Raw genomic sequence first — 12,064 nt, 5'->3', positions numbered from 1 at the left:
GGCCGCCGGGGCGAGCTCCGCGAGCAGTCGGGCGGCGAGGTCGGCCGGCGTGGGGTGGTCGAAGACCAGGGTGGCCGGCAGCCGGAGCCCGGTGGCCCCGCCGAGCCGGTTGCGCAGCTCGACGGAGGTGAGCGAGTCGAACCCGAGGTCCTTGAACTGCCGGCCGGGCCCGAACCTGGCCCGGTCACCGCCGACCACGGCCGCGCCGTGCTCGCGGACCAGGTCGAGCAGCGTCCGCCGGCGCTCCGCCTCCGGCAGCGCGGCGATCCGTTCGCGCAGTGCCCCGCCCGGGGCGGCGTCGCCCGCGGGCGCCTCGGCGCGCACCCGGCGCAGTCGTCCCGGGCCGACCAACTCCCGCAGCACGGCGGGGACCCGGTCGGCGGGCAGCCGCCGCAACGCCGCCCGGTCGAGCCTGGCCGGCACCAGCAGCGCGTCGGCCGCGGCCAGCCCCTCGTCGAACAGCCGGAGCCCCTCGTCGGTGGCCAGCGGGCGGAGCCCGGTGCGGGCCATCCGGGCCAGGTCGGTCTCGTCGAGGTGGCCGGTCATGCCGCTCGCGGTGCCCCACAGGCCCCACGCGAGGGAGATCCCCGGCAGGCCGGCGAGCCGCCGGTGGTGGGCCAGCGCGTCGAGGAAGGTGTTGGCGGCCGCGTAGTTGGCCTGTCCCGGGTTGCCGAGCAGCCCCGCGACCGAGGAGAAGGTGACGAACGCGGCCAGGTCCCGGTCCCTGGTGAGCTCGTGCAGGTGCCAGGCGGCGTCGGCCTTGGGCCGGAGCACCGCGGCCAGCCGGTCCGGGGTGAGCGAGGGCAGCACGCCGTCGTCCAGCAGCCCCGCGGTGTGCACCACGGCGGTGAGCGGATGGGCGGCGGGCACCCGGGCGAGCAGCGCGGCCAGCGCCGCCCGGTCGGCGACGTCGCACGCCTCCACCGTCACCTCGGCCCCGGCCGCGGTGAGTTCGGCCACCAGACCGGCCGTGCCCGCGGCGCCGCGCCGGCTGGCCAGCAGGAGCCGGCGCGCGCCGTGCTCGGTGACCAGCCGGCGGGCGACCAGCGCGGCGAGCCGGCCGGCGCCGCCCGTGATCAGGACGGTGCCGTTCGGGTCGGGGCGGCGGGGCGGGGTCAGCACCAGCTTGCCGGTGTGGCCGGCGTGGGAGAGCAGCCGGAACGCCTCCCGGGCGCGGCGCACGTCGAACGCGGTGACCGGGAGCGGGCGCAGCGTGCCGTCGGCGAAGAGCGGGGCCAGCTCCGCGAGCATCCGCGCCACCAGGTCGGGGCCGGGGTCGCGGTAGACGTCGAACGCCCGGTAGGCGACGCCCGGATGGTCGGCGGCGACCCGCGCCGGGTCGCGGAGGTCGGTCTTGCCGAGTTCGACGAAGCGACCGCCGCGAGGCAGCAGCCGCAGGCCGGCGTCGGTCAGGTCCCCGGACAGCGCGTTGAGCACCACGTCCACCCCGGCGCCCCCGGTGGCGGCGCGCACCGCGGGCTCGAAGGCGGCCGTGCGGGAGTCCGCCAGGTGGCGGTCGTCGACGCCCGCCGCGCGCAGCGTGGGCCACTTGGGGCGGCTGGCGGTGGCGAAGACCTCGGCGCCCCAGTGCCCGGCGAGTTGGACGGCGGCCATGCCGACGCCCCCGGTCGCCGCGTGCACCAGCACCCGGCCGCCGGCGGTCAGGCCCCCGAGCTCGCGCAGCCCGTACCAGGCGGTGAGGAAGGCGACCGGCACGGTGGCCGCCTCGGCGAGGGTCCACCCGTCGGGGACGGGCGTCAGGGTGCGCCGGTCGGCGACGGCCCGGGGGCCGAACGCGCCGGTGAACAGGCCCATGACGCGGTCGCCCGGCCGCAGGTCGGTGACGCCAGGGCCGGTCTCGACGACCACGCCGGCGCCTTCGAGGCCGATGCCGCCCTCGTCGTCCACCATGCCGAGCGCGAGCACCAGGTCGTGGAAGTTGACGCCGGCCGCGTGCACCGCGATCCGCACCTGGCCCGTGGCCAGCGGCCCGGCGGCCTCCGGCGCCGGCACGACGTCGATGCCGTCCAGCGCGCCGCGCGCGGTGACGTCCACCTTCCAGTCGGGGCCCGCCGGGATGGCGAGGACGTCACCGGCCGGCCGGGCGGCGAGCCGGGGCACCAGCAACTCGTCGCCGCGTAGCGCGAGTTGCGGCTCGCCGCTGGTCACGGCCGCGACCAGCGCGCCGGGCTCGGGCGGGCCGGCCGCCAGGTCGAGCACGGCGATCCGGCCCGGGTTCTCGGACTGCGCGGAACGGACGAGGCCCCACACCGCGGCGCCCGCCAGGTCGGCGACCGGCTCGCCGGCGCGGGTCGCGACCGCCTGCCGGGTGACCAGCACCAGCCGGGTGTCGGGCGGCGGCGCGCCGCCGTCCTCCGGTTCCTCGGCCAGCCAGTTCCGGAGCGTGTCGAGTGCCCACCGCGTGGCGGCGTGGGTGGCCTCGGGAGCCGGGGCGGCGGGCCCGGCGGGCAGCGGGACGAGCACCACGTCGGGCACCGGGGAGCCGTCGCGCACCGCGGCGCGCAGCGCGGCCGGGTCCCGGTGGGTCGTGGCGGGCACGCCGGCCGCCGCCAGGGCCGGTGCGAGCTCAGGGTCGTCGCCGAGCACGGCCCAGCGGGCGTTCCCCGGCGGCGTCCGGGAGGCGTCGCCACGCGTCCAGTGCAGTCGGTGACCCGCGGTTCCCCGGGTGCGGGGGGTGCCGGGGGCCGTCGGACGCAGGGTCAGGGCCTCGGCGTCCAGGACCGGCCGGCCTTCCCGGTCGGTGACCGCGACGGCGACCGTGTCCCGGCCGGTCCTGGTCAGGTGTACCCGCAGCCGGCCGGCGCCGGCCGCGTGCAGCCGCACCCCGCCCCAGGCGAACGGAAGCGCGGGGCCCGCGCCCGGGGGCTCCTCGTCCCGGTCGACGAGCAGCGGGTGCAGGGCGGCGTCGAGCAGCGCCGGGTGGAGCGCGAACGGGTCGGCGGCGTGGGCCTCGTCGAGCCGGGCCTCCGCGTACCAGCCGTCCCCGTCGCGCCACAGCGCGGACAGGCCCTGGAACGGGGCCCCGTAGTCGTGGCCGCGTTCGGCCAGCCGGCCGTAGAGGCCGTCGGTCGGGACGGATCTGGCGCCCGGCGGCGGCCAGGCCGGGGCGGGGGCCGGGATCTCGTGGTCCGCGGCCGCGGGAACGAGCGCGCCCGAGGCGTGCCGGGTCCACTCGGCGTCGTCGGCCTCACCGTCGGCGTCGGCGTCGGCCCCGTCGGCGTCGAGCCCTTCGGGGTCGCTGTCCCGCCCGTCGTCGCCGGCCGGCCGGGTGTGGAGGGTGAACCGCCGCCGGCCGTGCTCGTCGGGCGCCTCGACGTGGAGGTGGAGGGTGAGCGCCGCGCCGGCCGGCCCGCCGGCGGTGGGCTCGGGCAGCACGACGGGCGCGTGCAGCGTCAGTTCCTCGACGGTGGGCGCGCCGGTGGCGCGGCCGGCGTGCAGGGCCAGGTCGAGGAGTGCGGTGCCGGGCAGCAGCACCCGGCCGCCGACGCGGTGTCCGGCGAGCCAACGCTGCCCGGCCAGGCCGAGGCGTCCGGTGAACAGCCGCGCCCCGTCCGGGAGCGGGATCGCCGCGCCGAGCAGCGGGTGGCCGGCGGCGGCCAGGCCGGCCGCGGCCACGTCGGCGGTGGGCGGGGCGAGCCAGTAGGGGACGCGCTCGAAGGCGTAGCCGGGCAGCGGCACCCGCCGGGTCGGTGGCGTCGGGAAGACGGCGCCCCAGTCCGGCGTGGCCCCGCCGGTGTGCGCCTCGGCGAGCGACGTGAGGAAGCGGTCGGTGCCGCCCTGGTCGCGCCGCAGGGTGCCGAGAACGTGCGCGGTGGTGCCGGCCTCCGCGGCGGTCTCCTGGGTGCCGGGGACCAGCACCGGGTGCGGGCTCGACTCGACGAACAGCCGGTGGCCGTCGGCGAGCAGCCGTCGGACGGTCTCCTCGTAGCGGACCGGGTGGCGGAGGTTCCGGTACCAGTAGTCGCCGTCGAGGTCCCGGGTGTCGACCGGGGCGCCGGTCAGGGTGGAGTAGAACGCCACGGTGGAGCGACGGGGCGTCAGGTCGGCGAGCGCGGCCAGGATCTCGTCGCGAGCGGCCGCCACCTGCGGGCCGTGCGAGGCGTAGTCCACGGGGACCCGGCGGGCGTGGACGCCGTCGCGCTCGCAGGTCGCGAGCAGGTCGTCGAGCGCGTCGGCGTCGCCCGAGACGACGGTGGAGCGCGGGCCGTTGACGGCGGCGACGCCGAGCCGTCCCGCCCAGCCGGCGAGCAGGTCGCCCGCCCGCTCGGCGGGCAGCGCGAGATGGGCCATCCCGCCGAGGCCGCGCAGCCGGCGCAGCGCCCGGGAGCGCAGGGCGACGACGCGGGCGGCGTCGGGCAGGTCGAGGGCGCCCGCGACGTAGGCCGCGGCGATCTCGCCCTGGGAGTGGCCGATGACCGCGTCGGGTGCGACACCGTGGTGTCGCCAGAGGGCGGCCAGCGAGGTCATCACGGCGAACAGCGCGGGCTGCACCACCTCGGCGGCGTCCAGCGGTGGGGCGTCGGCCGCGCCGGTGACCACGTCGAGCAGCCGCCAGCCGGTGAGCGGGTCGAGGGCCTCGGCGCAGGCCGCCAGGTGGTCGCGGAACGCCGGTGCGGTGGCCACGAGTTCGGCGGCCATGCCCGGCCACTGGCTGCCCTGACCGGGGAAGACGAAGGCGATCCGGCCGTCGAGCGCGGAGCCGCGCACCAGTTGGCCGGCGCCCGGCGGCGGTTCCTCGCCGGCGGCCAGCGCGGCCAGGGCCCCGGTGAGGGCCGCGCGCCCGGTGCCGACGACGGCGGCGCGGTGGGCCAGGGGCGTGCGGGTGGTGGCCAGGGCGTGGCCGACCTCGGCCGGCGTCAGCCCTGGCCGGTCCGACAGGGCGGCGAGCAGCCGGTCGGCCTGCCTGGGCAGGGCGCCCGGGGTCGCCGCGGAGAGCACCCACGGCACGGGCCCCGCGGTGTCGGCCCCGCTCGGCGGGGCGGCGGGTTCCGGCTCCGCCGCCGGGCCCTGCTGGAGGATCAGATGGGCGTTGGTGCCGCTGATCCCGAACGAGGAGACGCCGGCCCGGCGCGGCCGGCCGGTGTCGGGCCAGGCCATGGCCTCGGTCAGCAACTCGACCGTGCCCGGCCGCCAGGCGACGCGCTCGGTCGGCCGGTCGACGTGCAGGGTGGCGGGCAGCCGCCCGTGCCGCATGGCCTCCACCATCTTGATGACGCCGGCGACCCCGGCGGCGGCCTGGGCGTGGCCGATGTTGGACTTCAGCGAGCCGAGCCGCAACGGCCGGCCGGCGGGCCGGTCCTGGCCGTAGACGGCGATCAGCGCCTCGGCTTCGATGGGGTCGCCGAGCCGGGTGCCGGTGCCGTGCGCCTCCACCGCGTCCACCTCCGCCGGGTCGAGGCCGGCGGCGGCGAGGGCCTGCCGGACGACCCGCTCCTGGGAGGGGCCGTTGGGGGCGGTCAGCCCGTTGCTGGCGCCGTCCTGGTTGACGGCGCTGCCCCGGATGGTCGCCAGCACCTCGTGGCCCGCGCGCCGGGCGTCCGAGAGACGTTCGAGGAGCAGCAGTCCGGCTCCCTCGGCCCAGGCCGTGCCGTCCGCCGCGTCGGCGAAGGGCTTGCAGCGGCCGTCGGGGGCCAGGCCGCGCTGCCGGCTGAACTCGACGAAGATCCCCGGGGTGGCCATCACGGTGACCCCGCCGGCGAGCGCCAGGTCGCAGTCGCCGGAGCGCAGCGCCTGACACGCCTGGTGCAGGGCGACCAGCGAGGAGGAGCAGGCGGTGTCCACGGTCACCGCCGGGCCCTGGAGCCCGAGCGTGTAGGCGATGCGCCCGGAGAGCACGCTGCCGGTGGTGCCGGTGAGCACATAGCCGGCGACCGTCTCGTCGAACTCGTGCAGCCGTGGCCCGTAGTCCTGCGTCATGGCCCCGACGAAGACCCCCGTCGAGGTCTCGCGGAGCGTGTGGGGCGGGATGCCGGCGCGTTCCAGGGTCGCCCAGGCGACCTCGAGGAGCACGCGCTGCTGCGGGTCGAGGGCCAGGGCCTCGCGGGGGCTGATGCCGAAGAACTCGGCGTCGAACGCGTCGGCGTCGGCGAGGAATCCGCCGCGTCGGGTGTAGGAGGCGCCCGGGTGCGGCTCGGGTCCCGGCCGGTACCAGGGCCAGCGGTCCCAGCCCCGCCGCTCGGGCACCTCGCCGGTGGCGTCCACCCCGTTCGCGACCAGCCGCCACAGGTCCTCGGGGCCGCGGACGTCGCCGGGGTAACGGCAGGCCATGGCGACGATCGCCACCGGGTCGTCGGCGGGGGCCGCCGGCCGCCCGCGGGTGGGCGCGGTCGCCTGGCCGCCGCCGAGTTCGCGGCGCAGGTGCCGGACGAGTGCGGCCGGGGTGGGGTGGTTGAAGAGCAGGGCGCTCGGCAGTCGCAACCCGGTGGCCGCGCCGAGCCGGTCGCGGAGTTCGACGGAGGTCGCGGAGTCGAAGCCGAGGTCCTTGAAGGCGGCGGAGACGGTCAGGCTCCGGGGGTCGCGGTGGCCGAGGACGTGCGCCGCGTGGGCGCGGACCAGGTCGAGCAGCAGTTCGTCGGCCGCGGTGTCGGGGAGCGCGGCGAGCCGGTCGCGCAGCGGGGCCCGGTCGCCGGAGTCGGGGCCGGCGGTGGCGCGTTCGGCGCGCAGCCGGCGTACGGCGTCCAGTTCGTCGAACAGCGGCGTGGCGAGCGGGTCGGCGGCGCCCGCCGCCTCGGCCAGCCGCCGCCAGTCGGGGTCGGCGACCACCAGCGGCTCGTGGGCGCCGCCCCCGGCGTGGTGGAGGGCGTTGGCCGCCGTCTCCGGGGGCAACGGGCGCAGGCCGTCGAGCGGTTCGGGCCCGGCGCCCCGCCAGGGCCCCCAGGCCACCAGCGCGGCGGGGGCCCCGGCGTGCAGCCGGCGCCCGGCCAGCGTCGCCAGCCCCGCGCCGGTGGCGGCGGCGTCGGCATCGGTGCCCGCCGGGTGGTGCCGGGCGGCGAGCGGTCCGGCCACCTCGGTGGTGAGCGGGGCGCAGAGGACGAACGCGGCGAGCGGCAGGTCGCGGGTGAGCTCGTCGAGTCGGCCGGCGTCCGCCACCACGCTCGCGGGCGGGGCCGGGTTGGGCGCGTTCCCGGGCGCGCCGGCCGCGTGGACGACGGCGGTCAGCGGCTGGTCGGCGGGGAGCGCGGCGAGCGCCGCCGCCAGGGGTGCGGGGTCGTCGAGCGGGCCGGGGACCGTGGTGACGTCGACGCCGGCGGCGGCCAGTTCGGCGGCGAGTTCGGCCGCCTGCTCCGGAGTGGCGCCGGCGAGCAGCAGCCGGCGGGCTCCCGCCCGGGCCAGCCAGCGGGCGATCGGGTCGGCGACCACGCCCGGGCAGCCGGTGAGCAGCACCGTGCCGGTCGGCCGCCAGCCGGCGCCGGCCGGGCCGGCGGGGCGGAGCCTGGGCACCCGGAGGCCGTCCGCGCGCAGCGCGAGGCGGGGCTCGCCGTGGCCGCCGCCGAGGACCGTGGCGAGCCGGCGGGCCGCGCGCGGGTCGAGTCGGGCGGGCAGGTCGACGAGGCCGCCGCCGGACGGTTCCGCGGTGGCGGCCCAGACGGCGGCGGCCGCGGGCTGGGGCGGCGGATCGGCCGGGACGACGCGGACGCCGGCGCCGGTGGCCAGCCAGCCGGGCACGGCCAGCCCCGCCTCGTGGAGGGCGCCGGTCAGGGTGCGGCCCACGTCCGGATCGGCGGCGGCGAGGGCCGAGGTGAGGGCGGGCAGCACCAGGACGCCGGCCACCGGCGTCGGGCGGTCGGCGGCCGCGCGGAGCACGTCGGCCAGCTCGTGGATCCCCGCGGCCTCGGCGGTCACCGGCACGGCGGTGGCCTCGGCTCCGTGCCGGGGCAGTCCCCCGGTCAGGTCGGCGAGCAGCCGCCGGTCGTCCTCGGCCCCGTCGGCGCCGAGCAGCAGCCAGGTGCCGAACAGCGCCGGGTCGTCGGCCGCGGACACCGGGGTCCACCGCGCCCGGTGGCACCAGGCGTCCGCCTCGGCCAGCTCGCGTTCGCGGCGCCGCCAGGCGCGGAGCGCGGGCAGGGCGGCGGCCAGCTGGTCCGGCGTGGCGTCCGGTCCGGCGGGCGCGGCCAGGGCGGCGAGTTCACCGGCGGCCACGGCGTCCCAGAACGGCTGCGGGTCGGCGGCCCCCGCGGCGGGATCGGGGGGCGTGGCCGCGGGTTCCGCGGCGTCGAACCAGTGCCGTTCCCGTTGGAAGGCGTAGCCGGGCAGCCACACCCGGCCGGGGTCGGTCGCCGGGAGGCCGGCGGCCGGGTCCACGGGCCGGCCGGCGGCGAACAGTTCGGCCGCGGCGGAGAGGAAGCGGCGTGCCCCGCCCTCGTCGCGGCGGAGCGTTCCGGTGACCGTCACCCGGTCGAGCCCCGGGTCGCGCTCCGCGGCCAGCTGGATCGTCTCGCGCAGGCTCGCGGTGAGCACCGGGTGCGGACTGACCTCGACGAACGTGCGGTGCCCGGCGGCCAGCAGGGCCCGGGTCGCGGCGTCGAAGCGGACGGTCCGCCGGAGGTTGCGGTACCAGTAGCCGGCGTCGAGTTCCCTCGGGTCGAGCGGGCCGCCGGTGACCGTGGAGCAGAACACCGGCCCGCCGTCGGCGGGTTGGCGCGGCACCACCTCGCCGAGCTCGGCGAGCAGCCGGTCGCGGATCGCCTCGACGGCCGGGGAGTGCGACGCGTAGTCCACCGGGATCCGGCGGACCCGGACGTCCTCGTCGGCGTGGCGGGCGGTGAACGCGTCGAGGGCCGCCGGATCGCCGGAGATCACCGCGGCGGAGGCGCCGTTGGCCGCGGCCAGGTGGAGCCGGCCGCGCCAGGGCGCGAGGCGGGCCTCGGTCTCGTCCGGGGGCAGCGGCACCGCGGCCATTCCGCCGTGCCCGGCGATCTCCCGCAGGGCCCGGCTGCGCAGCGCCACGACGCGCGCGGCGTCCGGCAGCGACAGCGCGCCGGCCACGCAGGCCGCGGCGATCTCGCCCTGCGAGTGGCCCACCACGGCGTCCGGCCGGACGCCGGCGGACCGCCAGAGCTCGGCGAGCGAGACCATCACGGCGAACAGCGCCGGCTGCACCACGTCCACCCGGTCGAGCCCCGGCGCGCCCGGGGCGCCGCGCAGCACGTCGAGGAGCGACCAGTCGACGTGGGGGGCCAGGACGTCGGCGCACTCGGCGAGCCGGGCGCGGAACGGTGCCGAGGTACGCAGGAGTTCGACGGCCATGTCCGCCCACTGCGAGCCCTGGCCGGGGAAGACGAACACGACGCCTCCCGGCTCGGCGTCCACCCGCCCGAGCACGGTGCCGGGAGCGGGGACGCCGCCGGCCAGCGCCCGGAGGCCGGCCAGCAACTCGCCGCGTCCCGCGCCGACCAGGACCGCCCGGTGCGCGAAGTGCGTGCGTCCGGTCGCCAGGGTGTTCCCGACCTGCCCGGGCGTCCAGTCGTCGGCGCCGGTCAGCCGGGCGGCCAGCCGGGCGGCCTGTGCCCGCAGCGCCACGGGCGTGCGGGCGGTGACCGGCCACCACACCGGCCGGTCGCCATGACTGTCCTCCGCGCCGTCGTCGACGCCGTCGTCGACGCCGTCGTCGTCGTCGACGGCCGGGCGTCGCGCGGGTGCCTCGCCGAGCACCAGGTGGCAGTTGGTGCCGCCGACCCCGAACGAGCTGACGCCGGCCACCAGCGGCCGGTCCGGCTCCGGCCACGGGCCGAGGGCGTCCGGCACCCGGAGGTTGAGCCGTCCGAAGGCGATGGCGGGGTTGGGCGTGCGGTGGTCGAGGGTCCCCGGCAGCCTCCGGGCCCGCAGGCTGAGCGCGACCTTGACCAGCCCCGTGACGCCGGCCGCGCCCTCCAGGTGGCCCACCCCGCTCTTGACCGAGCCGACGAGCAGCGGCCGCTCCGCCGGGCGTCCCGGGCCCAGCACGGCGCCCAGTGCCTCCGCCTCCACCGGGTCGCCCACCGGCGTGCCGGTTCCGTGCAGTTCGACGTACTGGGCGTCGGCCGGCGTCACGCCGGCACGCCGGTACGCCTCACGCAGCACGGCCGCCTGCGCCTCGGCGCTCGGCTGGGTGAGGCTCGGCCCGCCGCCGTCGTTGTTGACGGCGCCGCCCAGGATGACGCAGTGGACGGGGTCGCCGTCCGCCACCGCCCTGGCGAGCGGCTTGAGCAGCACGGTCGCGCCGCCCTCGCCCCGCACGAAGCCGTCGGCCTCCGCGTCGAACACCCGGAGGCGGCCGGTGGGCGACAGGGCGCCGAAGGCTTGGGCCACGCCGGCGCTCGCCTGGGCGAGGTTGAGCTGGACACCCCCGGCCAGGGCGAGTTCGGCCTCCCCGGCGCGCAGGCTCTCGCAGGCCAGGTGCACGGCCACCAGCGACGAGGACTGCGCCGAGTCGACGGTGAGGCTCGGCCCGCGCAGTCCCAGGGTGTGGGAGATCCGATTGGCGATGACGCCCCGGTGCAGGCCGGTGAAGGTGTGCGGGGTGACGGCCCCGGCGCCGTGCACCAGCGTGGCGTAGTCGCCGGCGATCGCCCCGACGAACACGGCGGTCCTGCTGCCCCGCAGCGTGGCGGGAACGATCCCGGCGTCCTCCAGCGCCTCCCAGGCGAGTTCGAGCGCCAGCCGCTGTTGCGGGTCGATGGCGGCCGCCTCGCGTGGGGAGATCCCGAAGAACGCGGCGTCGAAGCCGTCGACCCGCTCCAGGAACCCGCCGTGGTGGGAGGGGTCCGGCTCGCCGGCCGCACCCGCGCCCGCGGTCGCGCCACCGTCACGGCGCCGGACGGCCGGCAGCTCGCCGGTGCCGCGCCGCCCTTCCGCCAGCAGCCGCCAGAACGCGGCGGGCGTGGGCGCGTCGGGCAGCCGGCAGGAGATGCCGACCACGGCCACCGCGTCGTCGGTCCCGGGGTGGGCGGTTCCGGACGGCAGGTGGTCACCGTCCACGGCCGTCGTCGAGGTCCTGAGCGTCACGTCTGTTGTCCCCATCGGTTCGTGGGTCGGCGGGCGAGCGTGCGTGGCGGAGGTGGTGGTGGTGAGGGAGGAGGCGTGAGAGGAGCCGGGGCGCGGGTCGGCTAGCCCACGGCTCCGCTGGTGGCCGAGGCGAGGCCGGCGAGGTCACCGGCGACGGCGTCCGTCACGGCGGTCCGGTCCTCGTGCAGGTAGAAGTGGCCTCCGGGGAACATCCGCACCCCGGCCACCGAAGGCGACAGCGCCCGCCAGGCGCGGAGTTGGGTGGCGATGACCCGGTGGTCCCGCTGGCCGCCGTAGAGGTGGGTGGGACAGGCCGGCACGTGCCCCGGCTGGTGGGCGTAGGTCTCGAAGACCTCGAAGTCGGCGCGGAGGGTGGGGAGGAAGAGGCCGATCAGCTCCGGGTCCGCCAGCAGCGCGGTCGGAGTGCCGCCGTAGTCGCGGAGTTCGGCGAGGAACTCGGCGTCGGGCAGCCCGGACAGCCGGCGCCCCGGCCTCGGCAGATGGGGGGCGGCGGCGCCGCTCAGAAAGAGCGCGTCGGGCGTCGGCAGTCCGGCGGCCGGCAGGGCGCGGGCCACCTCGTAGGCGACGAGCGCGCCGAGGCTGTGCCCGAAGAGGGCGAACGGCCGGTCGAGGAGCGGGGCGAGGCCCGCGACGGCGGCGTCGACCAGCTCCGGCATCCGCCGGATGGCGGGCTCCCGGTGCCGGACCCGGCGCCCCGGTGGCTCGACGGCGCAGACCTCGACCTCCCCGGGGAGGTCCTCCTGCCAGCCGCGGTAGGCGGCGGCGGTCCCGCCCGCGTAGGGGAAACAGAACAGCCGCGTCCGAGCGCCGGACGTCGGACTCCGATAGACCCAGGGATTCCGCATGGCTGAAAGAGCTCCCCCCGTTTACGCACGGTGTTGTCCGGGTCCCGCGTCGAGCGTTTCCCGGAGTGGCACTCGGGTGTGGTCGCACCCGGCCGTCTCGCGTCGGCGCCGACCCGGTTGGCCCGGGTCGACACAGCGGTGACCCTAGAAACGCCGGCGAAGAGTTCGGAACCCCTAATCGGCCACGCCCCACC

Annotated in this window: 2 protein-coding genes and 2 pseudogenes; all 4 read right to left on the bottom strand. The window is 78.7% G+C overall.

Annotated features, from left to right (window positions below; translation table 11 throughout):
• The coding region (locus E1283_RS39945; RefSeq protein ID WP_425086209.1) for an SDR family NAD(P)-dependent oxidoreductase at positions 1-6,783 on the bottom strand (6,783 nt) is incomplete at its 3' end.
• Positions 6,784-6,894: 111 nt separating this feature from the next.
• Positions 6,895-7,404 (bottom strand): annotated as a pseudogene (locus E1283_RS39940) (KR domain-containing protein); the annotation flags it as partial.
• A 654-nt stretch (positions 7,405-8,058) separates the two neighbouring features.
• Positions 8,059-11,019: pseudogene (locus E1283_RS39935) on the bottom strand (type I polyketide synthase); the annotation flags it as partial.
• Between the two features lie 86 nt (positions 11,020-11,105).
• Complete coding sequence (locus tag E1283_RS21110; protein ID WP_132819677.1) at positions 11,106-11,870, bottom strand: thioesterase II family protein; 765 nt, start codon at positions 11,868-11,870, stop codon at positions 11,106-11,108.
• Positions 11,871-12,064 lie beyond the last annotated feature (194 nt).

The organism is Streptomyces hainanensis (assembly GCF_004348415.1).
GTDB classification, from domain to species: Bacteria; Actinomycetota; Actinomycetes; order Streptomycetales; family Streptomycetaceae; genus Streptomyces; species Streptomyces hainanensis.
This window is presented reverse-complemented; position numbering and strand designations above follow the sequence as displayed.

What these genes read in the sequence shown, in the direction of transcription:
- E1283_RS21110 (WP_132819677.1), bottom strand. Translation starts at nt 11,870, where the DNA reads ATGCGGAATCCCTGGGTCTATCGGAGTCCGACGTCCGGCGCTCGGACG.